The following is a 21,630-nucleotide window of genomic DNA, read 5'->3' as shown; positions in this document are numbered from 1 at the left end:
TTTCAGATTATAAATACATTTCCCGTTCCTCCTTCATCCTTCTGGATCGCTCTCTGACAGCAGCATTTGCGCATTGTTTGCAATAAGATTTGCGGCCTCCCGGATGGCTTGGATCTTTAACAAATTCTCCGGTGGGCTTGGATTCTTTGCATTTGGAGCAGGTCTTTTGCATTTGTCCTCTAAATTTTTGGTTAATAAATCCTCTATTGAGACAGAGAAATTGCGGCAGATCCTCAAAATCACCGGTACGGAGGGATAACACCGCCCCTGTTCGTATGATCCTATGTTGAACCTGTGTACTTTCAGGAAGTCAGCAAAATCACCCTGATCGAGGCCTGATAACTTCCGGAGGTACTTCATGTTTTCGGCGAATATCTCTTTCATCATTCCTGATTTTGTTCGTTAGCGATAGCGTTTAGGGCTTCAATTCTTACCGTTTCCCGCTTACTGTAGTCCACGACAGCCGACCACAGTTTTTCTTCCTGGCGCCATTCGTCTCCTTCTTTCACGAGCAATTCGTACAGGCGGCGGCCTTCCGGATTGGCAGCAGGGGAGGAGTGAAGGGCTTCCCTCATTTCCAGGGCGTACGCCTGCCGGCAGTCTTCCAGAAGTTGCCATCTTTCGGCGCCTGAAAGCGTGATCATTTTGTTGCGTTTTAGCCAGTCGTAGATACAGGTGGTTATGAACTCGCCGCGAAACATCCCTTTTCGGGCCGATTCCTTGATCTTCTCCCACTCGTCCGACCAATCTGTTTCGCCGGGTGGTAAGGCTGCTGGTTCGGCCTCGTTTGCCATTTTTTGTGCTTCCAGATCTGACAGGTACTTCCGCTTACCCAGGTATTCGCAGATGGCGTCGTCTATTAGCGACAGGTTTAGCGACTTTCCCCAGTCTTTCATCCGGGTGCCGTATGTTCTGATGGCATACTCGAACTCGTCGGCGTTCAGATCCTGGTAGTCATCTGCGAACTTTTTCTGCAGCTGGTCCATGAGGATGGTGACGTATTCCGGGTTGTCTGGTATCTGCCATCCGGTGATGACGGCAATCTTCATAACCATCGCTTTGCACTGTAGAGAAAGCTCTTCAGGGGTATAGTTTCCGATCCGCTTGGACTTATATTTCATTTGGATCACCCGCTGTTCCTCCGGAAGAAAGCTCGTCTTTAAGCTGTCCGGCAATGATTTCGAAACCGCCGTTTTTACCGTTAAAGGCTTTTGTTCCGCCTGAAGGTGGTTTGTTGCCTGTTGTAGTTGTTTTTCGTCCATCTCTCTCCTCGATTTCTCTGTAGTTAACGATAAATGTGTTTGCCAGCCCTGCCCATCGCACTATTTTGCTGCCGTTATAGATCCATCCGGTGCTGTCCCACTTGTTGTAAAACTTCTCGGCCATCTCTTCGGTGCCTCCGGCGCCGCGGAAGTACCGTTTGACGTCTTCTAACCGGGGGCCTGCATGTGGCGGCGCGGGGTGAAAATTTTCCGCGCGGGGTGCACCTCTGCAAAATGTAGAGTTAGTACCTGAATCTGAACCTTCCGGAAATTCAGCGGGCGCGTAATCTCTCCTTTTCTTTACTTTACTTTCCTTTACTTTACTTTGTTTACATTCTTCCTGAAGTTTGCCCGATTCTTCCGGAAGGTTGGGCGATTCTTCCGGAAGAATCCTTGCTTTTTCCGGAATTGTGACGTTGGCCCGTTTCGCTTTTTTGCTCCAATCGATGAATCTTGATTGAATGGATGCGGAGGTAAGTACATTCCCGCTCGCCAGCAGTTCCTTATTAAAAAGACCCACAGAGCAGCAGTAATTCACTATTTCCCTAACCGTGTTTTCCTTCAATCCCAGGTAGTCGGCTACGTCAAAGACAGTACTATCGTCCCATTCTAGGAAGCAGCCTTTTACCCGGTAGATTTCGCAGAGTAAATAATCGTATGTGGCCAAACCAGCACACCCGCACTCTTTCTTCAGGCGTTTTATCCGGATATCTTGGTACCGGTCCGTCTCTACGGAGTAGTAAATGAAACCGGTTTTATTGTTGGCCATGATTTAAAATAGTTCTGGTTGTACAGGGTGTATCTCCGCATATCCGGCGCCTGTAGTTTTCCCCCAGCTGACGGACAGCTGGTAATAATGCTCCGTCTTGTTGTATCCGTAGGCGCCGACCGCCTTTTCTTCGAGCTTCTGCAGGCGGCCGTCCTTTTTCAGATTAGTGATCGCCCTGCGGATGGAAATCAATGGCACCCGGACAGATATTTTGCCGGTAGTTACCAGGTGGTGGTATACATCCGTCGCCAGGTATTTGCCGGCAGGGTGCTTGTTAAAGAAATCCATAACAGTTTTCTCCTGCGTGACAGTATTGTCGTGTTCGTGTCGTAGGGCGTCGCCCGTCAAGTTCGTTGTGTTGTAGTACATACCCTCTGTTTTATCGTTAATCAATCGTGCACTGGGTAGATGCGATGTTTACTTGGATAGTGCTTTTTGAAGTCCCTCAAGTGTAAATCTGTCTTTTGCTTCTTCGAAGACCTCAAATTTCAACTGATCAAGTAGGCTTCCTGTGAATCTGGACTTTGCTCCAAGTGTCCGGCAAGACATATTATACAATTCGCTTACTTCATCTCTAGTAATATAGTCGCTGCTGCGGCTGTAAGACTTATCCATGCGCTTTTCCATGCGCCGGCCCAATTCTTCAATCAATTGATATGTTTCAATTTCATCGAGATCTACATCGACATCTGTCGTAATAGTCACTGTGCGTGCCATGATGAATAGTTTAGCGTTTACGATATCGGCCGTTAAATGGGCGCCGGCCTGTTACTTTCCCAGATGACTTAAACCGCTTGTCGAAGTCGTCTGCCACAAACGGCGTGGTTACTCCGGGTTCGCTGGTGTCCTCAACATCGTAGAATCGCCTACCATACTGAAAAAACTCTGAAAGGACGCGCAGGCGGCGGATAACCTTGTTCTGCGAGATGGTGAATGTTTGTCCGATCATGCTGCTGGTTTTTTACGGTAGTGATTAATAATGTGGTAAATGGACCATGTCAGGTATATGTCATAGCTGGCGTCATGGAGCCGCCCTTCATCAACCGGTATCCCCATTTCCAAGGCGACTGTCTTTAGTTTGAAGTCGATCATTTTCTGCCGGCGATCCAACAGGTATTCGGTGGCCATTACCATTACATCTATCCCGTTTGCCCAGAACCAGGAGCCAAAGTATGAGTCGCCATTTTGAACAAACCATGCCCGTAAGAAGGCATTATCAAACGCAGCGTTGTTGTATCCAATTAGGAAGAACTTATCTGTCTTGTCGTATTTATCGACATATTTGGCCAGCATGGTAACGAAGAGCTGATATACCTCCTGCATGGTCGGATAGGCGGATATTGCCTCAATGGTTACTCCAGCTATCTTCAAGGCTTCTGGCTCTATGGCGGCAGCGGGGTTAGGCTATACCTTATAATTAAACTCCTCTACTATTGTTTCGCCAATTTCGATGCAACCTGAAATCTGGTGTATCCCATTTTTCCAATGCATTGTGCCGGTCGTCTCCAGATCGAAGAATAGTTTTTTCATCAATTACCGTTTATTCGTCAATGTCTACCGGGTGGAGCACCTTACTGGCCCAGTCCGGCTGTTTCATTTCAATAATTCCACTATGTCCGCTTTCGGCAGCAGCTTCAAACCCAGGCCATATTCCTTTATCAGTACATTCCTTGACCGTGGAGATAGCGTGACGGAATTTGTATTTTCCGTTTTGGAGATCTTCTGCGTCCCACCAGAAAACAGCAACCATATACGGCTCCACTACTTGCAACATGATCATGATGGTGACGTTGAACTTACGCTCAGTTGTATAACTGGCACCCTCCTGGTACATCCCTTCTGACAGCTCATACTTGTATTTAGCAGCATCATAGAAGAATTTTCTAATGTCTTGTGCCGACGTGGTTTTGTAGCTTATGATGGCGTTCACTCCGATATTCTCCTCGATGTTGAAATAGTCTGGTCTTATTTTGCATTTCAGGCCCGTTTCGGGATCTTTGTAATAAAAGCTGGTCTCTGATATTGCACCTTTTAAAATCCTGGATATAATACCGCCTCCGTATCTTTTATAATTTTCGTGAACGATGTCAATTAACACTTGGCTTTCTTCTTCGACCACTTTATAGCTACAGGTGGCCTGTAGTTCCCGAAGATGTTCCTTCAGCATGTTTATGCCCCATCCGGTCAGATCCGCATTTTCGCAACAGTTTAGCTTTTCGTAGAACCGGATCAGGTTTGTTACCCCTTCTTTTGACGCCATTGATTCTTTCGGCTCAATGATATACTTATCGAAGATTTCAGGCTCCAGAAAAGCGAGGTGACAAATTTCGCCAAGGTCGAAATGCTTCTTAGGCTTCTGTACTGGCCGCTGGTTCATATAGAAATAGTAGTGCCTTGGTGTCTTCAATGCCTCTTTAAGGGCAGAAGACGAGTTGCTTTTGTTCGCCAGGTACTTTTCCATCGAATCTTTTACCAGAACGCCATTTTTGCTGAGTGCCAACAGATCAATCGGGGCTATCACATCAGAATTGAACTGTGGACTATGAAGCATATCCAAGATGGTGGGGTAATCCCCCGGACCGTAAGCCAGGGGATTTAATTCCTCATCTATCACCTCCACATTGTCGAGATCAGGAAGTTTGTTGAAATCCATGACTTATTGTTTGATGATGAGTGGTTTGACAGACCATTGCGCGCTCTGGAACGAGTTCTTTTTGTTTTTCTTCTTGCCGAGGTATTCCAGACGAATGACTGAACCCGGTGCAAGGTTGAGCGCTTCCAGTAGGGATACAAGCCTTTTGCTTGCGTTCCTCCATGGCTTCAGAGTGCCGTTTGACTTTTCATAGAAAAAAGCGCAATCAACTTCTACCTGAATGCTAGGGTCGTTGAAGTCCGGAAAAATGGATGGTTTGATTGAATCGAAGTAGACATTTTTCGCCTCCCCGGTGTTTTCTGGCTCCCAGTAGTCAGCCATCAAATCAAATGGTACGACATCTGCCTTGTCCAGATCTGGCAGGTTTGCCATTGACATGTCAAATACCTGCAGGCTTAATGGGCCAGACGGTTTCAGAGCTACGCTCGTTTCTTTTTCTTCGTTTTGATTTTTTCCCATAGTTTTGTAATTGAGTTTTGTTTTACTTATGCCTGCTGTTCCCGCAGCGGGCTTTTTATTGTGGAGTTACTTATTGAAGTATTTTCCTTATTACATCACCACCATATGCATTTTGGGTAATTTGTATAAACTCTTCTACTGTCATCTTGCTATCCAGGTTAATTCTGTTTTGCTTGATGAATAGATCTTTCCCAGATTGACATGATCCAGTCAAAGTGCTATGCCAATCATAAAATTGCCTGGCTTGATATAAAACACCGCGTTTAAATGTGGTATTAAAGGTTTTTATTCTTTCGGTTACGTCCAGCTGGGAATAGTATTTGCTTTCCGCATCTCGTTTGGCGTCTTTAAGTGTATTCCCGTGTGCGAAGCAATGATTGAATTTGAATATGAATTGTGGTTCGGCAGAAAAATCATTTATACTGATGACCATGACTTTAGCAAAAAGCAGATTTTTATTGACCAAAGTGAAATAGCATGGTATACCATCAACATAATAAACTTTGTTGCCATTGTATGACGTTAGGATAATACCGTCACCGGAACCGGAACCGTAACCGTCACCGTCACCGGAACCGTAACCGTCACCGGAACCGGAACCGTAACCGTAACCGTCACCGGAACCGTAACCGTCACCGTAACCGGAACCGTAACCGTCACCGGAACCGGAACCGGAACCGGAACCGTAACCGGAACCGGAACCGTAACCGGAACCGTAACCGTAACCGTAACCGGAACCGGAACCGGAACCGTAACCGTCACCGGAACCGGAACCGGAACCGTAACCGTAACCGGAACCGGAACCGGAACCGGAACCGGAACCGGAACCGTCACCGGAACCGTGTAAGAATTTTTTGATTAGTTCTTCCATGCTGGTACGCTGTTTATTGATTTAATCGCATCATCTGTCATTGGATGAAACTCAATAAGGTTGTTTATTACACTCAGATCAGTGTCATCTAGCTGTTCAGAAAATTTGCATGATTTAGGTTGTGATACACCACATTTGGCTAGTTGTGTAGCATCAAGTGCACCTTTCCAATAGTATAACCTGCGAAGAGATCTAACGCCTATTTGTGAGCCGTTCACGAAATCAATTTTACCCATGAACATTCCAGCCTTATCAGCTCTGATGATGTAGAATTTGTCTTTTTCAAATAATTTTTGTGTTGCCATTTTAATTGTATTTATTGTTTAGTGATTTATTTTTTGAACACCAGGTAAGCGGCTATCACGACAGTTATGTAGATCGTCCAGCGGATAGCCCCGCCCCATGTGCGTATGTTTCTGTAAAGAGTGTGCATGTTGTGCGTTTAAAGTAACCGGGTGACCGCGACGACCACCCGGCCTGTCTGTTATAAAATCCCGCGGGCCAGTACGGGTATGTTTCAGGAAGTTTAAGAACGGAATGTGTTGTGGCCCTGTTTCGCTATTTCATGTCTCTATTTTTCGTTACCTCTTACCCGCATTCTGCCCGCAGCCCCGGCTTAAAGCTGCCTAAGAGGTTAAATCCGTCCATGTGTTCACAATTCAAACTATAAATGCTGACGTACACTTAGGCAGGGCGTCTTCTCCTTTAGTAGGTCTGCCGGTCTGGTATGAGAGGCATCCTTCTTGTACCACTGGCGGCCAGCATCAATAAATAGGCGACGATTAACTCACTCATGTGTTTAGAGTTTTCCTGATTGATAATTTGGCTCCACTCAGGCAGGACGCCGTTCTCCAAAACATCGGGGCCGTGCCGCGAATCAGCGATCAAGGGTCGATTCTTGGCACCCACTGGTGATCAGGTCAGGATTCGAACCTGCAAAAAGGGTGTCACGGTTTCGATTATATCCTACACACCTCTGTTTCCCCGCGTCTACCATTCCGCCACCTGATCGTTTGCCGGCGTTTTCTTGTCTGCACCTTCCTCTGGGTAGCCGGCTGCTGTTCAAATGATTTTATTAATTGCCGGTAGTCGCCGGCTCGCTCGGGTAGCCACCCGACAAGCTCTTTTCCGTGTGCCCAGTGGCGGCCGCCTAAATCATCTTACTGGGCTTCAAATGGGTACTTTTCTATCTGTAACCTTGCTCCATGTACCGGTATCGAACCGATATCTCCTGCCGTAGCCTTGGCGACTTAACCCTTCGTCCAACATGGAGGCCATTACTACCCACCACCACGTTTCATTCAGCGCCGTGTCCTTCCCTAAATAGCGAAGGGGTGGGTACCAAGTTTATCAGAGGCGGTAGATATCGGCTTGATGTACAAGCACACTCCGCAGAAAACATGGCAAAAACTCAGCTACCGGGAACTGGATCGAACAGTCTATCCTCACGTAAAAACAGAAGGAAATACCCTTCCCGGTCGTTTCGGCAACAGTAACCATTTGCCAACCCTGGGCGCATTATTCGCGACTGTTCCGGCGGTCCATAGCCTCATCAGCGATCAATACACCTGAAAAGGTCATGAAAGGGGCCTGAAAGCGAATCCTGTAATGGGTGCTACGCCTATGTTGCCAATATTTTCAATTCAAAGAACTTCGTTTTAAATGCCGCCGGTGGATACCGGCCGCGTGTCAATCCACGTTATGAAAAAGGTTGTATTAGATGTTAAATTTTACCTCGCCAACCCATGAACCGTCAACTAAGTCGGATTCAGCTTGTTCTCGTGTTTCGTAAAGCGTATTACCAGTGATGAAACGACCATCTTCCAGGTACACACTGCAATACATGGTCGTGGTGGTGGGCATAATGAACAGGTCGTATTCGCTGTCGGAGCCGTCAGTAAAGTACTTCCCTGTTTCCGTATAACGGCGTGGGCAATAATCGCCTTGGAGCTGACCGTATAGCGGTTGATCATCATGCGTATTGAAAAAATAGAAGTCAACCAACCGAAGGGCGTTCCGGGAGATTACTGGGGCACCGGATTCTGCTTTTTGACGGTCAAAAGGTTTGCAAGGAATGCCGGCAATGATTGTTACTGTGGACATTTTCGTATATAGTTAAAGGTTAATAAATCGAGTTTTAAAAGAAGGGCAGGAGGTGAAAACAACCCGCCGTCTCTTAGCCTGTATTCTGTCGCTTCTTCGTTGGCGTCGTTATGAATCACCCCTGCCAAGTTTCCGGAAGCTGGTCCGGTCCTTATAGCGGTCTTCTCCGTCAATGTTTTCCTTCGGTCTCAGGAGGGCATACAGAAGCGCTATCGCTATTATTATTGCCACCTGCACCGGTAGCTCCTGAAGGTGTTCTGTTAAATTCATCATGGTTTATACGGAGGAAGAAACGAGTTAGTAAATAGGTTGAGAACACGCATACAAAAGCACCTGCTAATATGAGGACGCCCAGTATCATGCTGCGAGCTTTTTAGCAGTAAGTGCCAGGTTCGCAGCGTTGGCCTGTTCCATGAGCTTATCGGCTGCCGCTTTTGACTGTTCGCACATAAATACGTTGTAGTCAAGGTGTTTTGCGTAGTCCTCGAAAGACTCAAAGTCGTTTTCATGGGCAGAGAACGCGGCTTCCTGAAACTGGTGAGCCAGGTACATCTGGTCGGCTGCATTAACCAGCAGCTGGCGGATCTGAAGGAGTGTCATGATTATGCTTTTTTGGAGATTAAGAAATGTAGTGCAGCAATCACGCTATTGGTCATGATGCCGAGAAGAGCGTAGTTGGCATCCTTGTGGATGATGGCTAATGTGAACCATACAACCAGATTGGCGACCATTACAGTGAATCCGGTGGGAGTTTGGTATAAAGGTTTCATGATTTTGCGTTTTGATATTTAGTGGAAAGGAGTTTAAGGCAGAAATTTTTGTCGTTATCGAGCCGGCGCCGCAAGTAGTCGTGAAAACCAACCCATTCACCGGTATAGCCCATCCACGGGTTTCGGTATCTAAGGAGCACCATTTCTTGGTTGTAGTCCTCTATAATACCGGCCTGCATCATTGCCTCCTGTACTTCGCCGACAGGCATTTCTTCGTACGGCTGTGGAACTTCGCCGAGATCCCACGCTATGAATAGGTCGCCGTCTTCAGAGGCAGAGAAGCCAACCACGTTGATATTGTTGTTCGTTTTCATAACTGGTATAGGTTACGCCCTACGGGCAGGTGAGTAATCAGATTCGGTTGCCAGCACTTCGCGTACAGCTGCTGCCAGCTCCGGCAGGTTCAGGTCGTCCGCATCTTCCAGGCCGTCCAGGTCGATAGCGAAGTCGGACAGTTTGACCCGGGCATCGTCCATATCAGCTGGGTAGTACCGGCCACCGGCGCGCAGCTGGTTAACCACCTCTTTTTCCATCCACTCTTCAGCGCCGGACTCCATATAATATGGTACCTCTTCCGGACGTCCACCGCACAGGGTCAGAACCGCTATTACGATACCTTCTGATTCGGTGAAAAGCCATACTTGTGGGCAAAGCTCCGCCTGCAGGCTGTTGAAAGTCTGTTTCATGGTGTTGGATTAAAGTGGGTGATTAAATTTTTGCGATTCGTGCGGCTCTTTCCGCTTTCAGTCTCCGGGCCTCTTTCACAACTGCTTCTAACGTGTCTATCTTACGGCTATCCCCCCGGAGCACTTCCCATACCGTCTGATCCCGAGGGGAGGTTATTATTCCTTGCTTATATAGATCAGAGCAGATTCCTTTCACATTTTCCCCCCTCAACACTGCCCTGATCTCTTTAGCTTTTTCTGTACCTATCAATCTCATTTTGAAACCGTATTTATACGTATTACATTTTCAGTATCTTCACGCGTCATTATCTGGTTGCGATGCCGTAGCTTTGCCGCCGTTGACAATACAATATTAGGTTAGAAAAACTTAGAAAACAAGAGAAAAGGTTGTATTTGGTGAGATTTCGATATTGTTCAATTATCGATAATATTTATTAAATGGATTATAAAAAGGAGTTTGATTTTTTGATAAAATCAATTAGAGAGGCGTCGTTAAAAAGGGGGAAGAGGATTAAAAACAAAGAAATTGCCGATAGGCTTGAGTATAACGAAGATTATTTCAACACCCTAACGGGGAAGTCTGGCAAGGTAACCCAAGATCACATAGATAAAGTAAAGGCGGCATTTTCAGATGAAATCGCGGAGGCCGGAAGGCCGGCCCCAGGCGATCCATTAAATACATATTCAGCATTATTATTAGCCATGGCGGAAGATTACGCTATTCGCATGGCGAAGCTAACAGGGGAAACTGCTGAGCAAATTAAGGCTGAAATTGTTGACAGAGGAAGGCAAAAGTTAGAAGGTTTTGATTCTTGGCTTCCTCAGAAGAAATAATAGGTGTAACCGAGTCAGTAGGTTTAGTGTTTTGAATTGTTCTTTGGTTACTTGTTTTGGTCGGCGGTTTTTTGATCCCTTGCTTTGTCTGTTGTTTCTTAGGTTGCATTCTGCACTTTTTTAGCGGTTAAGGGAGAACAGGGAAAGTAAGTTCGCGGCGGAATTTACGAGGTTCGCATAATAAATAGGTTTTTGAGTTGAGCAAAAAATTTTCGGTAAATGTGTAACGTGGACTGAAGTTATACTGCCGGTGCGCCGGGTATCTGCGTAGTACAAATGCGACATAGGTTCTGTTTTGGTGGGTTTTGATTTTCATGTCGTAAAATTACCCTTAGAGAGCTATTCAGCAGAAATGCAATTTCGTAAACAACTGTTAAGCCATTGTTATCGAGTATGCGTTAACAAAGTGAAAAACTATCATTTACAAATATTTAAATCCACTATGAAAAGAATTTTACTTTTTATTTTCATGCTAATATCTACCAGGACAGTAATAGCCCAAACTGAGGCGGATGGAAATCTTGGAGCGCTCCCGACGCTTGGGGGCCTTATTTTTTACTCAGGCGTCGACTCGGTAGACGGTGTTAAAAAGGATGATCTGTATAATAGGGCAAAGAGCCACTTGTCAACTGTTTTCCCAAACTTTAAAGATGTAGTGAAGCTCGATGATAAGGATTTGGGCAAGCTGGTAGTTAGAGGAATGTTCACAACTACGCCCAAAGGCAATGGAATTATTGTGTCTTACATTGAATTTATAGCAACTACAACAATAATGGTCAAGGATGGAAGATATAGGTTTGAAATATCTGACTTCGTACATCCTGTTAATTCTTACTTATCCTATCAAGGGCTTGAGCAAATAATGTTCAATAAAAAAACTACAGAAAAGAGGTCTCCGTTAATAAATGACGTTATGCAAGAATATATTTCTGGAATAAAGAAAGCACTGAGTACTACACCCCAAAATTGGTAATATGAAAAGAATTGTACTGTTTTTATTTATGGCTTGCCCTTTTAGCTTATTCGCTCAAGAAAAGAGAGATGCACCGTTTAAGGGCGCTAAACGCATAATTGTGAACTATAATATTTCCGGCGACTCCTTATACACATTCCTTGCCAAGTCTCTTCTAAATGAAGGGTATGTAATCAAGGCAAAAGACCGGGAATTGGGCACCGTAACAACAGAGCCTAAACACATTAAATTTATTGATTATCGTATCAATGTGCGGGTAGATGGCTCGGAAGTTGTGTTCACAGGATCTGCAAATAGCGGCATGGGGCTTAATATGGGGGGATTCACCCACGACTCCCAATGGATGGACGTAGAGTACAGAAGCAAAGCGGATTTGCGCCGCAATGCCTTTGATGATATCGTGCGCTTTGTAGAATCCACTCAGCCGGTTAAGATAGAATACTCAAAATAGCAGCAGATGGAAAAATTTTACTTCAAGGCCGGTATTGATCCTGTGCCGCCACCTCCTCCGCCGATTCCGGACCCACCTCCTGTAGTGGACACAAGTCCCCTGGAGATAAAGACTGGCAATCCAACTACGGAAGAGGACAAAGAAAGTAAGCGATGATCATCACGCCGGGGATGCAGAGGGCCAGTATTAGACATTGTTTATACCGCCTGGAACGGGCAACATTCTTTTCTCGGTTAAATACAATGCGCCGCTGGTAGTTCTCCAGCTCTGACAGGTACATGTTTTTTACTTGGTCAGCAGCTGGGATGCCTGCAGTAAAGAAAGCTGGGTGAAAAAGTAGCGCCGGTTCAGAACCCAAGGTATGATATTGCTTGAATGTCAGATTGCTGGCAGCCCATACCAGTACAGCAAGGGAGTATGATAAGGTAGCAGCAGCGGCAGGGAACAAAAGGCTGCTGGTAAGGTACTGGGAGAATGTATATCCGGCAAGCGCAGTTGATGTCGCCACAAGGAATACTGTCAACTGTGTGAATCGCTTCGCCAGTTCATCAGTTGTAGACAGTATCTCTTTCAGCTTCACCTCGGCCTGCTGGAAGGTAAACCGAATGGCATCTATGTGTATCTTTGAGGAATCAGTAATTCCGTGTTCCCATGGCATGGCTGAAAAGTTTATTTGTGTTAAAATTACAATATTTAGATTTGAAAAAAGGAGAGGATTTTAAAGTTGGTCTCCGGCGCCGATACTTGGCAGTCTATGATGAGGTATTTGAGGAATTGAGCCGAGAAAAGGGCATCACACATAAGGAGTTCTGCGAAATGATCGGGCTACGACGGGCATCGGTTAATAACTTCCGGGACGGTACCAGGACGCCAGGGGTTGAGGATATAATGAACCTTTGTGATAAATTTGGATATGACATTGGTTATGTGATTCGCGGAAAGGATAAACCTGCCGGGAAGGTGCCTGCTGAGGGGGTGACTTTGGAGGGGATCTATGAGCTGCTGAAAGAGATAAGGGCGAAATTATGATTTGGGAACAACATTGGTGACTAACTTTGTGGTATTGTTAACCAGGCATTAGTGCCGCAAAGTATTTAAAATGAATAATCTAATCAAAAATGAGATTTTGAATTTCCCTGAAGACGGAGTCGGAACATTGGACAACATGAGGCCAGACAACCCCAAGATCCCCCTTTACGAGAAATTCGAAGAGAAAGGGTTGATCACAATCGAATTTACGGGTGAAGGAGGCATTGCCTTTTTCAAGCCAACCCGAATGGGGCTCCGCTTTAAAAAACAACTCGAATCCTAATCAACACCGGCCATATGCCGGTTTTTTTTGCCGTGATTGATACCGAATAGGTATTTTATTACCATTTCGGTAATTTTACTATCTTTGGAGTAAGATATGCCTTTTGGGGCCTGATTGGTTTGTGATACAATGGATCTATACTTATAGGATGTCCACTACGAAAAGATTAAAGGCGTGTTATCTACGCTGGGCAAAACGGCCCGATTCTCCCACGGGGGTGTCTCAGACAGACATCACTCTCTCTATCAAAATCGACGCGTTTATTAAGGAGCTGGAAGCAGCAAAAGAACTGGGCCTTTCGGACACGAATGGCTGGTTAGACTGCCTCATAGTTGAAAACGCCTCCCCGGAAGGTGGGGGTCGGTATTCCCACAAGCTGATAATGAGGGGGTAGGCCATGGCAGCTCCAATAGGAAACCAGTTCTGGAAATTGCGCAGCAAGCACGGGAGGGATTTAATATTCTCTTCCCCGGAATTATTATGGGAAGCAGCAACGGAGTACTTCGAGTGGTGTGATGATCATCCATGGGAGAAGCATGACTTTGTAGGGAAAGACGCAGAGGAGGTTTACCGTAAGGTGCCCCGGCCTTACACTATCAAAGCGCTCTGCTTGTACCTGGAATGCGACGATGAGTTATTGGACAATTACCAAGAGAAAGAAGGTTTTTCCGAAATCGTTACGCGCATACGCAATATTATTTACACGCAGAAGTACGAAGGAGCCGCTGTGGGCCTGTTTAATGCCTCAGTTATAGCCAGGGATCTCGGGCTGGTAGAAAAGTCTGATTTGACCTCTAAAGGTGAAAGGATCGGCAAGTTGGATGTGAGTAATCTGAGTGACGAGGATTTGGCTGATATAGCGAGGATTCAGCAAAAGATGGCAGGAGAGGGGTAGTGTGGCTAAGTCATTGTTATCAATACCGCGGGCCACAGTGCTGACAGAGCTGTTTAAACGTAGGCAGTTTCGCATGTTCGTTTCGGACAAAGGGAAGCTGCACCAAAAGCAAGAAGAAGCTCTTTACATACTTACTGACAGTGAAACAGAGGAATTTGCCTACGGCGGCGCTGCTGGTGGTGCAAAATCATGGACGGGTTGCCTTTGGCTGCTTTTTATGTGTCTCGCCTATCCGGGAACCAGGTGGTTTATTGGTAGGGAAGAACTGAAGCGCCTGCGGGAGTCAACCTATCAGACCTTTCTCAAGCTGGCCAGGAAATACGGGCTGAAACAGGGTGAAGACTGGTTTTACAATGGCCAGGATCACTATATCCATTTCCCGAATGGTAGCCGAATTGACTTTCTGGACCTCAAGTATGTACCCCGTGACCCGTTGTACGAGCGTTATGGTTCTGTAGAGTACACAGGTGGCTGGATTGAAGAGGGTGGTGAGGTTAATTTTGGCGCATACGATACGCTGAAATCCCGCGTCGGCCGGCAGCTGAATGAAAAGTACGGTATCATGGGTAAGATATTCGTTACCCTGAACCCGAAAAAGAACTGGTGTCACACTGAGTTTTGGAAACCGTTTAAAGCCGGCATATTGCCAAAACACAAACGCTTCCTGCAGGCTCTTGTCCAGGACAATCCCTTTATAGATGCCGGCTACATTGACAAGCTGCACAAGATCGTTGATAAGGTTAAGAAACAACGCCTTCTGTACGGCAATTTCGACTACGACGATGACGATAACGCCCTGATGACATACGACGCCATTACTGATATATTCAGCAATGGCTTTGTTGTAGAGGGTAAAAAGTATATAACAGCCGATGTGGCCCGCTTTGGCTCTGACCGGTCTGTAATAATGGTGTGGAATGGACTGCGTGTGATAGACATTGTCGTCCTCAAACAACAGCGTACCACAAAAGTTGCAGACGAAATCGAGAAGATCCGCAACCGGCACGGTATACCAATTAGTTCCGTAATTGTGGATGAAGACGGTGTCGGTGGTGGGGTAGTAGATAAACTGCGCTGCCAGGGGTTTGTGAATAATAGTTCACCGTTGCCTAATCCGGTTACCCAGGAGCAGGAGAATTATAAGAACCTGAAAAGCCAGTGCTACTACATGCTGGCTGAGCGAATAAATGATCACAAGATCTTCGTTTCATGCGAAGACACAGAGATAAAAGAGGCACTTATAGAAGAGCTGGAGCAAGTGAAAAAACGTGAAGTTGACAATGACAAAAAGCTCGAAGTGGTGCCCAAGGACGAAGTTAAAGACCTGTTAGGCAGATCGCCAGATTATTCGGATACGCTAATGATGAGGATGTTTTTCGAATTGAAACCGAAAATGAATTGGCAAATTTATTAAGCCGTCTTTTAGGCCCATCGCCGAAAGATGTACAGAATATGCTGAACGCCTATGTTCAGCAGTGGATCGACCAAAGGGGGCCTACATGGTTACCGGTAGTCCCCATCTATCCTAAAATAGATCAGAAAGCGGCTGTAGAAAAGGGATATGTGAGTAACGCTGATGTATTCAGCATTATATCGCGTAAAGCCCAGATGGCTGCCGGTATTCCGTTCTACGTTTACAAAATCAAAGGGACAGAGGGCCGGAAGCACCTGCGGGAATATAAATCCCTCATGTCAGGCGATATCAGCACCGTAGAGGCGTTAATGAAAGCGCAGCTGATAAAGACCAAGGCCTTGGAAGAAGTAGACGAAAGCGACCCGGTAAGTAAACTACTTGCCCGGCCCAATCCGGACGAAAGTCAGAGCGAATGGCTTGAAAAGTGCTACGGTTTCCTGGATACCACCGGGAACATTTACATCTGGAAACAGACGCTTGGAATGGGGGCCAATGCCGACAAACCGCGATCACTCCACACGCTCCCTTCTCAATACATGACGATTGTGCCCAGTGGAACGTTCCCTGTTTCAGCTGCTGGATATATGTTCTTCCTGTGGGGAGAAATGGGACTAAGGAAGGAAGAGATAATCCATGTGAAGTACTTCAACCCTGATTACCAGCCAGATGGCTCCCATTTGATGGGTATGCCGCCGCTCCGTGCTGGCGCCAAGACGTTGGCCAGAAGCGACAGTGAAGAGGATAGCGCGACAGCACAGTTCCAACATGGTGGGCCCGCCGGGATGATTTACAACGAAAATATCACCCCCGATGAACAAAGTATGTCCCAGGTTGGCGCCCTGAAAAAAAAGTGGGAGACTGAAACATGGGGCAACAAGAACCGGGGGAAGATCCTATTTTCTGCCGGTAAGCTGGGGTATATCCAGACCGGATTATCACCCGCTGATCTCGATCTGATCGAATCCGGGGCAATGACCTTTAGGAAGCTATGCCGCATCTTCAAAATGCCTTCCGCGATCTTCAACGATAATGAACATGCAACTATGGCCAACATGGAGCAGTTCTATAAAGCGGCATATACAGATGGCGTTATACCTATGGTCATCAAAATGCGGGATGCTCTCAATGCATTTCTGTTACCAGACTTCGGCAATACCGGAGATTATTTCATCGACGCCGACTTTTCCAATATCCCAGTGTTGCAGCAGGACATGAAGGCCCTTACTGAGTGGCTGGAAAAATCCTGGGAGATTACCCCCAATGAGCGCCGGGAGCTGAAGAAGTTTGGCCGTAGCACAGATCCGCTCATGGACAAGGTTTGGGCGCCGACGAATATTTCGATGCTGGAAGAATTGGCCATGCCGGTGCCGGAAGTGCCGCCAGATGAAAATCCCTACGGGTGATACTTTTTTGTTTGTTTATACGGTGACGATTTTTCATTTCTTGTTTAGATAGTATTTATATGAGTTTAAATTTAGATCAGATAGCGATTAAGCACGGATGTGACAAAAGCAGTTTACACCATAACTACTGCCGCATATACGATTTTTATTTGTCCCTTGTTCCATCACTAAAGGGATATCGTATGTTGGAGATTGGCTACGGAGGCTATGAAGATCCTAATGCCGGCGGGGAATCAGCGCGAATGTGGAAAGAGTGGGCGCCGGGACTGGAGCTTACGGTTGTGGATATACACCAAAAGGAAAATATACCTGATGGTGTAAGGTTTGTTTGTGGCCCACAGGCTAGTCTGGATACTTATTATGAATTGAATACCAGGTGGGATGCAATAATAGATGATGGTAGTCATTACAATCAGGACATTATAAAAACGTTTGAATTACTATGGCCTGTGCTTGAGTCAGGAGGATTATACATTGTAGAAGATACACACAGCAGTTACGATCCTTATTATGCCGACAGCTGTAGCATTCCTGTGCCCAAATCCAGCATATCTACTGGCACAGCAATGGAATATTTTACCGAATTAGCCCACCAGGTAAACAAGGCATTCTTTCATGAGCAATATCACCAACCGTATGATATTGGGTTCATCCACTTTTATGAAGACCTGATCATAATCAAGAAAGCATGATGGACCAAATCAATCAGGCAATACAGATACTTTCCGATATAAAGCCGGCACGCGCCTATAAGGTGGGGATTGGCGTAACTACCCATAACCGGCCGGAAATTTTTCCAGGTACTATGGCCAAGATCCGTACCATGGCTCCATCTGGCGCTGAAATTGTCTTGGTTGACGATGCCAGTGATCAGCCGGCAAAAGGCGCAACATACCGGTTTGCAAAGAATGTAGGCATCGCCCAGGCGAAGAATAAGTGCCTTGAACTGCTATATAAAGCCGGATGTGATCACTTTTTCCTCTTCGACGATGACTGCTATCCCATTAAACAAGGATGGGAATTGCCATACATAAACAGCAAAGAACCCCACCTGAATTATATTTTCAAGGACTTTGCCAGCGGCCCTAAAATGAACGATACGATCGAGCTTTACCGGGACAGTGAAATTATCGCTTATTCTCATGTCCGTGGCTGTATGATCTACTGCAGCCGGGAAGTGCTGGATAAGGTAGGCGGCATGGACCCGGTGTTTGGGAAATGGGGATGGGAGCATCCGTCATGGTCCGACCGTATTTTCATGGCTGGACTTACCTCCTTCCGGTTTATGGATGTTGTGGGCAGCTCCGAATACATATATTCTATGGATGAGCACCGGCAGGTAAAGACAACGGTAGGTGGACAAGATCGTTCAGCAATGATCGCAAAGAATCAGGAACTTTACCAGCAGCGGCGTTTCAGCGCCGATTTTGTACCATTCTACCCCAAAGAAAACATCTTCCTTACCTGCTATCTCACCAACGTTACCGATACACAGAACGGCCGCGGCAAATGGACGCCAAACAAGGCCGATTTAGCGCCGTTGATAGCTTCCCTGAAGAATACCCGGCTCGTGGTCCTGACGGACTGCTTTGAATCGGGAATAGAAGGGAAAGTGGAGTTTGTAAAGGTCTCCACAGCGATAAACCCGTATTTCAACCGGTGGATTCTTTACCGGCAGTTCCTGATGCAAAATCGGCATTTATACGCTAACGCCTTTTGCATTGATGCTACCGACGTGGAAGTGCTGAACGAGCCGGATTGGACAAATCTGGGCGACTCCCTGCATGTTGGCGATGAAGACGAACAGGTGGATTGTAAATGGCTCAAAGACAACCACCGCAACCCGGTGTTTAATGAGCTGTTCACCCGATACGGCCGTCATCAGCTGCTTAACGCTGGTATCATTGGCGGATCTGTGGACCGCCTGATCGAGTTCATGCGCCAACTGATTGACTGCTACGTCTTCGCCAAAGAAGCGGAGCATACGCAGAAGAAGCCGGCAGGTGACTACACAGACATGGCTATGTTCAACTATATCCTGTATATCAACTTTACAGGGAAGTTCCAGCATGGCCGGCAGGTGAATACGAAGTTCAAAGGAGACGAGCGAAACAGTTATTCTTACTTTAAACATAAATGATATGAAAGAGGTTTATTTGATGTTGTTATTTGTGGCTCACTTTTTAGGAGATTATACCCACCTTTCGAGGCCGTTTATGTTAAAGGCTAAAGCCACTGGATCACCAGTATTGCCGATCGCTTTGCATGGTGCTGTTCATGGTGTATTGATGGGATTTATCACGCTGTGGTTTTATGGCACATTGCCGGCATTGGCAGTATTTGCGTTCCAGGCGGTTACGCACATGATCATTGATATACTGAAGGGGCGGCTGAATGTATGGTTTCCTTCCCTGCGTAATGCAGCAAATATTTATCATTGGTATGTCTTCGGATTTGATCAGTTGTTACACGCGACTGTTATTGTAGGGATTTATTCGGTCTTGATATGAAAATATGGTACAGCACCCCTTACGCTACGGACAAGAACATCGGCCGCGCTTATAACGAAGAGTGCCGGCGCGCTGGTCCAGATGACTGGATATGCCTGCGGGATGGGGACACGATCTTCCTGACCCCAGAAGGCAAGTGGGGGCAACAGATTGAAGATATAGTACGCAAATACGGTGCGCACTTTGACCTGATCGGATGTATGACCAACCGCCTGCGAGGCACCAACCAGTTGCACAATGGCCAGTTCTCGAATGATCATAATATCCAGTCCCATGCCGGCATAGCCAAGGAGCTGTACGAAACGAAATACGACAGTGTGCGGACGCTGCAAGGAGTAGCTGCTGGCCTATTTCTACTATTCCCGCGCCGCACCTGGGACATGGTCAAGTTTAGGGAGCATAGTGTAACATTCGACACTCATTTCAGCAACATGCTGCGGGCCAAAGGAGGCAGGATAGGTATTGCTGAAGGGTTATATCTGTACCACTGGTACCGTGGGTGGGCTGAAGATCCTTTTAACGATAAACATCTGCGCAAATGACACCATACGAACGCCTGGACGCCGCAATAGCCAAGGCCATCCCCATTGAGCCTACAGACTGCCGCATAAAGAAGGCCCGTAAAGAGGGCCAGCGCATGGTACTGAAGCAGGAAATATTGCTTCTTATTGCGCAGAACTTTGTCCCAAAAACTGAGGCAAAAAAATAGCGTTACCTATTTGGAAATTAGTTACCAAATAGGTAATTTTGTTTTGATTGACCACTAAGGGAGCCGATTGATTTTGTATAGCTGTGAGGTGGTCAACTTCATGGCTTTTTTATTATACGTCCCACCGGTAAAAAGTCAATTCCCTTCATTTTGAAATGGATTCTTCCTATCGTTCCGCTGGTGGCTTTGGCTGACATTTATTGTTGGTCTTTAATAGCATCTCTCATTACCGAAAGCAGTGACATGGCCGTATTTGCCGGTATTGTTATGCTGTGCCTATTGTTGATTGCGCATTATTTACTAATCAAATACATAATCACTAAAATCAAATTATGAAAAGTTCGGTTATTGTGGGGGCTGTGCTCCTTTTATTGACATGCATTGTTGGCTGTTTCTCGTGTACGAGAATTGACGCCGGCCATGAAGGTATTCTGGTAAAACAATACGGAAGTGATAAGGGCGTACAGGATATTTCCCTGGTTACTGGCCGTGTGTGGTATAATCCATTCACCCAAAGCGTATACGAGTTTCCTATTTTTATCCAGACAGCGGACTACGAGGCTTTCCATGTGAATGCAAAGGACGGCAGCCAGTTCGGCGTAGATCCTACCATTACCTACCGGGTGATTGCAGGCAAGTCGCCTGAGATCTTCAAGAAATACCGTAAGGATATAGAGGATATTCAAAAGGGTACGCTGTTCAACTATGTAAAAGATGCTTTCCGCATCCAATTCAATAAATACACGACTGATAGCATGATCAGTAATCGGGAGAGCTTCGAAGCTGCGGTGCAGAAACAGTTGGGAGACGAACTACGAAAGGAAGGTTTTGAGCTGGACCAGCTTACCAGTGGCATCACCTACCCTAAGAGTATAGAAGAGGCAATTAACTCAAAGAATAGCGCAACGCAGCGGGCAATACAGGCGGAGAATGAACTGCGTGTCACGGAGGCTAACGCTCGTAAGATGATCGTACAGGCAGAGGCAGAAGCCAAGGCAAATGCCCTGCGTCAACAGTCACTCACCCCGTTGCTCATTCAGCAGCAGTTTATCGAAAAATGGGACGGTAAAACGCCGTTGTATGGCGGGGCGCCGGTGTTATTCAAGAATATTCAATAGTTGCCAGAATGGACGCACAAACCCGCCTTTCATTGGCTTACAGCATCTTAAAAGACAAACATGTCACGCTTCAGCGAGTACGCGACCAGTTGAAACAGGAAAATGCGGCGTTGAAGCGTGAGAATGAAAAGCTATGGGCGAAGCTCAGGGAACGTCATTATGCAGATGAAGCAGATGCGGCAAAGATGGCCATAGGATACCTGATAAAGGCAGATGAAAGGCTTTGAAAATAAATAATAATCAATATAATGCATGATCCAAGTACAGTGGCCCACGAAATACAATGGCCATTCAAAAACAGACGCGGGTATAAGCGAACACTCATTACAATATGGCATGTTGATCCTGAAACAGATCGAAAAATACCCGATAGCTGCCCGCTGCCGGATTACAAACCTGTAAACAAGTAAAAAAATTTATATGGCTTGGTATAACATA

34 protein-coding genes and 1 tRNA gene are annotated in these 21,630 nt (G+C 46.2%); 16 read left to right on the top strand and 19 right to left on the bottom strand.

Annotated features, from left to right (window positions below; all coding sequences use genetic code 11):
* Nucleotides 1-33: 33 nt before the first annotated feature.
* The 12 genes from B5D63_RS19830 to B5D63_RS35070 form a co-directional block, all read right to left on the bottom strand.
* Complete coding sequence (locus B5D63_RS19830; RefSeq protein WP_078670584.1) at nt 34-384, bottom strand: helix-turn-helix transcriptional regulator; 351 nt, start codon at nt 382-384, stop codon at nt 34-36.
* The gene (locus B5D63_RS19825; protein WP_143313005.1) at nt 384-1,049 is read right to left on the bottom strand and encodes a hypothetical protein; all 666 of its coding nucleotides are present in this window, start codon (nt 1,047-1,049) and stop codon (nt 384-386) included. Before B5D63_RS19825 ends, B5D63_RS19830 begins: the two co-directional genes overlap by 1 nt.
* Nucleotides 1,050-1,110: 61 nt before the next feature.
* A complete protein-coding gene (locus B5D63_RS19820; RefSeq protein WP_078670582.1) occupies nt 1,111-2,031 on the bottom strand; it encodes a DUF4373 domain-containing protein in 921 nt (306 codons plus the stop codon).
* A 3-nt stretch (nt 2,032-2,034) separates the two neighbouring features.
* Nucleotides 2,035-2,400, bottom strand: a complete 366-nt coding sequence (locus B5D63_RS19815) for a hypothetical protein (RefSeq protein WP_143313004.1) — start codon at nt 2,398-2,400, stop codon at nt 2,035-2,037.
* A 48-nt stretch (nt 2,401-2,448) separates the two neighbouring features.
* The gene (locus B5D63_RS19810; protein ID WP_078670580.1) at nt 2,449-2,748 is read right to left on the bottom strand and encodes a hypothetical protein; all 300 of its coding nucleotides are present in this window, start codon (nt 2,746-2,748) and stop codon (nt 2,449-2,451) included.
* Between the two features lie 10 nt (nt 2,749-2,758).
* Nucleotides 2,759-2,980 (bottom strand): hypothetical protein, encoded by a 222-nt coding sequence (locus B5D63_RS19805; RefSeq protein ID WP_078670579.1) that lies wholly within the window; start codon nt 2,978-2,980, stop codon nt 2,759-2,761.
* Nucleotides 2,977-3,402, bottom strand: coding sequence for a 3'-5' exonuclease family protein (locus B5D63_RS19800; RefSeq protein ID WP_200817051.1), 426 nt, complete (start codon nt 3,400-3,402; stop codon nt 2,977-2,979). The genes B5D63_RS19805 and B5D63_RS19800 overlap by 4 nt, the downstream gene beginning before the upstream one ends.
* Before the next feature lie 169 nt (nt 3,403-3,571).
* The gene (locus tag B5D63_RS19795) at nt 3,572-4,684 is read right to left on the bottom strand and encodes a PD-(D/E)XK nuclease-like domain-containing protein (RefSeq protein ID WP_078670578.1); all 1,113 of its coding nucleotides are present in this window, start codon (nt 4,682-4,684) and stop codon (nt 3,572-3,574) included.
* A gap of 3 nt (nt 4,685-4,687) precedes the next feature.
* Nucleotides 4,688-5,143, bottom strand: coding sequence for a hypothetical protein (locus B5D63_RS19790; RefSeq protein WP_078670577.1), 456 nt, complete (start codon nt 5,141-5,143; stop codon nt 4,688-4,690).
* A gap of 70 nt (nt 5,144-5,213) precedes the next feature.
* Nucleotides 5,214-6,014: a hypothetical protein gene (locus B5D63_RS35315; protein ID WP_200817050.1), complete on the bottom strand. Its 801-nt coding sequence runs from the start codon at nt 6,012-6,014 to the stop codon at nt 5,214-5,216.
* Nucleotides 6,002-6,319, bottom strand: coding sequence for a DUF6948 domain-containing protein (locus B5D63_RS19780; RefSeq protein ID WP_078670576.1), 318 nt, complete (start codon nt 6,317-6,319; stop codon nt 6,002-6,004). Before B5D63_RS19780 ends, B5D63_RS35315 begins: the two co-directional genes overlap by 13 nt.
* A gap of 604 nt (nt 6,320-6,923) precedes the next feature.
* A tRNA-OTHER gene (locus tag B5D63_RS35070) sits at nt 6,924-7,025 on the bottom strand.
* A gap of 363 nt (nt 7,026-7,388) precedes the next feature.
* Between B5D63_RS35070 and B5D63_RS35485 the strand changes: the two genes are divergently transcribed.
* A complete protein-coding gene (locus tag B5D63_RS35485) occupies nt 7,389-7,586 on the top strand; it encodes a hypothetical protein (RefSeq protein WP_143313003.1) in 198 nt (65 codons plus the stop codon).
* 144 nt (nt 7,587-7,730) lie between these two features.
* Here B5D63_RS35485 and B5D63_RS19775 read toward each other — a convergent pair whose 3' ends face one another.
* The 6 genes from B5D63_RS19775 to B5D63_RS19760 all read right to left on the bottom strand — a co-directional run bounded on the left by B5D63_RS19775 (nt 7,731) and on the right by B5D63_RS19760 (nt 9,573).
* Nucleotides 7,731-8,117 carry a hypothetical protein gene (locus tag B5D63_RS19775; protein WP_078670575.1) on the bottom strand — a complete coding sequence of 129 codons (387 nt, stop codon included), beginning with the start codon at nt 8,115-8,117 and terminating at the stop codon, nt 7,731-7,733.
* A gap of 108 nt (nt 8,118-8,225) precedes the next feature.
* Nucleotides 8,226-8,390: a hypothetical protein gene (locus B5D63_RS35065; RefSeq protein ID WP_159456084.1), complete on the bottom strand. Its 165-nt coding sequence runs from the start codon at nt 8,388-8,390 to the stop codon at nt 8,226-8,228.
* An 84-nt stretch (nt 8,391-8,474) separates the two neighbouring features.
* Nucleotides 8,475-8,717: a hypothetical protein gene (locus tag B5D63_RS19770; protein WP_078670574.1), complete on the bottom strand. Its 243-nt coding sequence runs from the start codon at nt 8,715-8,717 to the stop codon at nt 8,475-8,477.
* Nucleotides 8,718-8,719: 2 nt separating this feature from the next.
* Nucleotides 8,720-8,887, bottom strand: a complete 168-nt coding sequence (locus B5D63_RS35060; RefSeq protein ID WP_159456083.1) for a hypothetical protein — start codon at nt 8,885-8,887, stop codon at nt 8,720-8,722.
* Nucleotides 8,884-9,201, bottom strand: coding sequence for a hypothetical protein (locus tag B5D63_RS19765; RefSeq protein WP_078670573.1), 318 nt, complete (start codon nt 9,199-9,201; stop codon nt 8,884-8,886). Before B5D63_RS19765 ends, B5D63_RS35060 begins: the two co-directional genes overlap by 4 nt.
* A gap of 12 nt (nt 9,202-9,213) precedes the next feature.
* Nucleotides 9,214-9,573 carry a hypothetical protein gene (locus tag B5D63_RS19760; protein WP_078670572.1) on the bottom strand — a complete coding sequence of 120 codons (360 nt, stop codon included), beginning with the start codon at nt 9,571-9,573 and terminating at the stop codon, nt 9,214-9,216.
* A 438-nt stretch (nt 9,574-10,011) separates the two neighbouring features.
* Here B5D63_RS19760 and B5D63_RS19750 point away from each other — a divergent pair, with 438 nt between their 5' ends.
* The 3 genes from B5D63_RS19750 to B5D63_RS19740 all read left to right on the top strand — a co-directional run bounded on the left by B5D63_RS19750 (nt 10,012) and on the right by B5D63_RS19740 (nt 11,831).
* A complete protein-coding gene (locus B5D63_RS19750) occupies nt 10,012-10,407 on the top strand; it encodes a hypothetical protein (RefSeq protein ID WP_078670570.1) in 396 nt (131 codons plus the stop codon).
* Between the two features lie 442 nt (nt 10,408-10,849).
* Nucleotides 10,850-11,380, top strand: coding sequence for a DUF4468 domain-containing protein (locus tag B5D63_RS19745; RefSeq protein WP_159456082.1), 531 nt, complete (start codon nt 10,850-10,852; stop codon nt 11,378-11,380).
* Between the two features lies 1 nt (nt 11,381).
* Nucleotides 11,382-11,831: a hypothetical protein gene (locus B5D63_RS19740; protein WP_078670568.1), complete on the top strand. Its 450-nt coding sequence runs from the start codon at nt 11,382-11,384 to the stop codon at nt 11,829-11,831.
* Between the two features lie 124 nt (nt 11,832-11,955).
* Here B5D63_RS19740 and B5D63_RS19735 read toward each other — a convergent pair whose 3' ends face one another.
* Nucleotides 11,956-12,489, bottom strand: a complete 534-nt coding sequence (locus tag B5D63_RS19735) for a hypothetical protein (RefSeq protein ID WP_078670567.1) — start codon at nt 12,487-12,489, stop codon at nt 11,956-11,958.
* Between B5D63_RS19735 and B5D63_RS19730 the strand changes: the two genes are divergently transcribed.
* The 12 genes from B5D63_RS19730 to B5D63_RS19675 all read left to right on the top strand — a co-directional run bounded on the left by B5D63_RS19730 (nt 12,483) and on the right by B5D63_RS19675 (nt 21,419).
* On the top strand, nt 12,483-12,860 hold the full coding sequence (locus B5D63_RS19730; RefSeq protein WP_078670566.1) for a helix-turn-helix domain-containing protein: 378 nt from the start codon (nt 12,483-12,485) through the stop codon (nt 12,858-12,860). The genes B5D63_RS19735 and B5D63_RS19730 overlap by 7 nt on opposite strands.
* 70 nt (nt 12,861-12,930) lie before the next feature.
* Nucleotides 12,931-13,143: a hypothetical protein gene (locus tag B5D63_RS19725; protein ID WP_078670565.1), complete on the top strand. Its 213-nt coding sequence runs from the start codon at nt 12,931-12,933 to the stop codon at nt 13,141-13,143.
* 397 nt (nt 13,144-13,540) lie between these two features.
* Nucleotides 13,541-14,038, top strand: a complete 498-nt coding sequence (locus tag B5D63_RS19720) for a terminase small subunit (protein ID WP_078670564.1) — start codon at nt 13,541-13,543, stop codon at nt 14,036-14,038.
* A 37-nt stretch (nt 14,039-14,075) separates the two neighbouring features.
* The gene (locus B5D63_RS19715) at nt 14,076-15,452 is read left to right on the top strand and encodes a phage terminase large subunit (RefSeq protein WP_235021591.1); all 1,377 of its coding nucleotides are present in this window, start codon (nt 14,076-14,078) and stop codon (nt 15,450-15,452) included.
* On the top strand, nt 15,437-16,855 hold the full coding sequence (locus B5D63_RS19710; protein WP_143313001.1) for a phage portal protein: 1,419 nt from the start codon (nt 15,437-15,439) through the stop codon (nt 16,853-16,855). The genes B5D63_RS19715 and B5D63_RS19710 overlap by 16 nt, the downstream gene beginning before the upstream one ends.
* Nucleotides 16,856-17,037: 182 nt before the next feature.
* Nucleotides 17,038-17,547: a class I SAM-dependent methyltransferase gene (locus B5D63_RS19705; protein WP_078670562.1), complete on the top strand. Its 510-nt coding sequence runs from the start codon at nt 17,038-17,040 to the stop codon at nt 17,545-17,547.
* Nucleotides 17,544-18,995 (top strand): glycosyltransferase family 2 protein, encoded by a 1,452-nt coding sequence (locus B5D63_RS19700; RefSeq protein ID WP_078670561.1) that lies wholly within the window; start codon nt 17,544-17,546, stop codon nt 18,993-18,995. The genes B5D63_RS19705 and B5D63_RS19700 overlap by 4 nt, the downstream gene beginning before the upstream one ends.
* Nucleotide 18,996: 1 nt before the next feature.
* A complete protein-coding gene (locus B5D63_RS19695; protein ID WP_078670560.1) occupies nt 18,997-19,365 on the top strand; it encodes a DUF3307 domain-containing protein in 369 nt (122 codons plus the stop codon).
* Nucleotides 19,362-19,907, top strand: coding sequence for a hypothetical protein (locus tag B5D63_RS19690; protein WP_078670559.1), 546 nt, complete (start codon nt 19,362-19,364; stop codon nt 19,905-19,907). The genes B5D63_RS19695 and B5D63_RS19690 overlap by 4 nt, the downstream gene beginning before the upstream one ends.
* Nucleotides 19,904-20,074 (top strand): hypothetical protein, encoded by a 171-nt coding sequence (locus B5D63_RS35055; RefSeq protein ID WP_159456081.1) that lies wholly within the window; start codon nt 19,904-19,906, stop codon nt 20,072-20,074. Before B5D63_RS19690 ends, B5D63_RS35055 begins: the two co-directional genes overlap by 4 nt.
* Before the next feature lie 332 nt (nt 20,075-20,406).
* On the top strand, nt 20,407-21,192 hold the full coding sequence (locus B5D63_RS19680; protein ID WP_078670557.1) for a prohibitin family protein: 786 nt from the start codon (nt 20,407-20,409) through the stop codon (nt 21,190-21,192).
* 8 nt (nt 21,193-21,200) lie between these two features.
* Complete coding sequence (locus B5D63_RS19675) at nt 21,201-21,419, top strand: hypothetical protein (protein ID WP_078670556.1); 219 nt, start codon at nt 21,201-21,203, stop codon at nt 21,417-21,419.
* The last annotated feature ends 211 nt before the right edge of the window (nt 21,420-21,630 follow it).

Source organism: Chitinophaga eiseniae (assembly GCF_900167135.1).
Classification (GTDB): domain Bacteria; phylum Bacteroidota; class Bacteroidia; order Chitinophagales; family Chitinophagaceae; genus Chitinophaga; species Chitinophaga eiseniae.
Note: the sequence above shows the minus strand (reverse complement) of the source record. Positions and strands in the feature narration are given on the sequence as shown.

What these genes read in the sequence shown, in the direction of transcription:
- B5D63_RS19820 (WP_078670582.1), bottom strand. Translation starts at nt 2,031, where the DNA reads ATGGCCAACAATAAAACCGGTTTCATTTACTACTCCGTAGAGACGGAC.
- B5D63_RS19830 (WP_078670584.1), bottom strand. Translation starts at nt 384, where the DNA reads ATGAAAGAGATATTCGCCGAAAACATGAAGTACCTCCGGAAGTTATCA.
- B5D63_RS19680 (WP_078670557.1), top strand. Translation starts at nt 20,407, where the DNA reads ATGAAAAGTTCGGTTATTGTGGGGGCTGTGCTCCTTTTATTGACATGC.
- B5D63_RS19760 (WP_078670572.1), bottom strand. Translation starts at nt 9,573, where the DNA reads ATGAAACAGACTTTCAACAGCCTGCAGGCGGAGCTTTGCCCACAAGTA.
- B5D63_RS19735 (WP_078670567.1), bottom strand. Translation starts at nt 12,489, where the DNA reads ATGCCATGGGAACACGGAATTACTGATTCCTCAAAGATACACATAGAT.
- B5D63_RS19730 (WP_078670566.1), top strand. Translation starts at nt 12,483, where the DNA reads ATGGCATGGCTGAAAAGTTTATTTGTGTTAAAATTACAATATTTAGAT.
- B5D63_RS19750 (WP_078670570.1), top strand. Translation starts at nt 10,012, where the DNA reads ATGGATTATAAAAAGGAGTTTGATTTTTTGATAAAATCAATTAGAGAG.
- B5D63_RS19725 (WP_078670565.1), top strand. Translation starts at nt 12,931, where the DNA reads ATGAATAATCTAATCAAAAATGAGATTTTGAATTTCCCTGAAGACGGA.
- B5D63_RS19790 (WP_078670577.1), bottom strand. Translation starts at nt 5,143, where the DNA reads ATGGGAAAAAATCAAAACGAAGAAAAAGAAACGAGCGTAGCTCTGAAA.
- B5D63_RS19690 (WP_078670559.1), top strand. Translation starts at nt 19,362, where the DNA reads ATGAAAATATGGTACAGCACCCCTTACGCTACGGACAAGAACATCGGC.
- B5D63_RS19770 (WP_078670574.1), bottom strand. Translation starts at nt 8,717, where the DNA reads ATGACACTCCTTCAGATCCGCCAGCTGCTGGTTAATGCAGCCGACCAG.
- B5D63_RS19765 (WP_078670573.1), bottom strand. Translation starts at nt 9,201, where the DNA reads ATGAAAACGAACAACAATATCAACGTGGTTGGCTTCTCTGCCTCTGAA.
- B5D63_RS19815 (WP_143313004.1), bottom strand. Translation starts at nt 2,400, where the DNA reads ATGTACTACAACACAACGAACTTGACGGGCGACGCCCTACGACACGAA.
- B5D63_RS19775 (WP_078670575.1), bottom strand. Translation starts at nt 8,117, where the DNA reads ATGTCCACAGTAACAATCATTGCCGGCATTCCTTGCAAACCTTTTGAC.
- B5D63_RS19720 (WP_078670564.1), top strand. Translation starts at nt 13,541, where the DNA reads ATGGCAGCTCCAATAGGAAACCAGTTCTGGAAATTGCGCAGCAAGCAC.
- B5D63_RS19695 (WP_078670560.1), top strand. Translation starts at nt 18,997, where the DNA reads ATGAAAGAGGTTTATTTGATGTTGTTATTTGTGGCTCACTTTTTAGGA.
- B5D63_RS19705 (WP_078670562.1), top strand. Translation starts at nt 17,038, where the DNA reads ATGTTGGAGATTGGCTACGGAGGCTATGAAGATCCTAATGCCGGCGGG.
- B5D63_RS19740 (WP_078670568.1), top strand. Translation starts at nt 11,382, where the DNA reads ATGAAAAGAATTGTACTGTTTTTATTTATGGCTTGCCCTTTTAGCTTA.
- B5D63_RS19825 (WP_143313005.1), bottom strand. Translation starts at nt 1,049, where the DNA reads ATGAAGATTGCCGTCATCACCGGATGGCAGATACCAGACAACCCGGAA.
- B5D63_RS35060 (WP_159456083.1), bottom strand. Translation starts at nt 8,887, where the DNA reads ATGAAACCTTTATACCAAACTCCCACCGGATTCACTGTAATGGTCGCC.
- B5D63_RS19700 (WP_078670561.1), top strand. Translation starts at nt 17,544, where the DNA reads ATGATGGACCAAATCAATCAGGCAATACAGATACTTTCCGATATAAAG.
- B5D63_RS19745 (WP_159456082.1), top strand. Translation starts at nt 10,850, where the DNA reads ATGAAAAGAATTTTACTTTTTATTTTCATGCTAATATCTACCAGGACA.
- B5D63_RS35065 (WP_159456084.1), bottom strand. Translation starts at nt 8,390, where the DNA reads ATGATGAATTTAACAGAACACCTTCAGGAGCTACCGGTGCAGGTGGCA.
- B5D63_RS19675 (WP_078670556.1), top strand. Translation starts at nt 21,201, where the DNA reads ATGGACGCACAAACCCGCCTTTCATTGGCTTACAGCATCTTAAAAGAC.
- B5D63_RS19805 (WP_078670579.1), bottom strand. Translation starts at nt 2,980, where the DNA reads ATGATCGGACAAACATTCACCATCTCGCAGAACAAGGTTATCCGCCGC.
- B5D63_RS35055 (WP_159456081.1), top strand. Translation starts at nt 19,904, where the DNA reads ATGACACCATACGAACGCCTGGACGCCGCAATAGCCAAGGCCATCCCC.
- B5D63_RS19780 (WP_078670576.1), bottom strand. Translation starts at nt 6,319, where the DNA reads ATGGCAACACAAAAATTATTTGAAAAAGACAAATTCTACATCATCAGA.
- B5D63_RS35315 (WP_200817050.1), bottom strand. Translation starts at nt 6,014, where the DNA reads ATGGAAGAACTAATCAAAAAATTCTTACACGGTTCCGGTGACGGTTCC.
- B5D63_RS35485 (WP_143313003.1), top strand. Translation starts at nt 7,389, where the DNA reads ATGTACAAGCACACTCCGCAGAAAACATGGCAAAAACTCAGCTACCGG.
- B5D63_RS19795 (WP_078670578.1), bottom strand. Translation starts at nt 4,684, where the DNA reads ATGGATTTCAACAAACTTCCTGATCTCGACAATGTGGAGGTGATAGAT.
- B5D63_RS19810 (WP_078670580.1), bottom strand. Translation starts at nt 2,748, where the DNA reads ATGGCACGCACAGTGACTATTACGACAGATGTCGATGTAGATCTCGAT.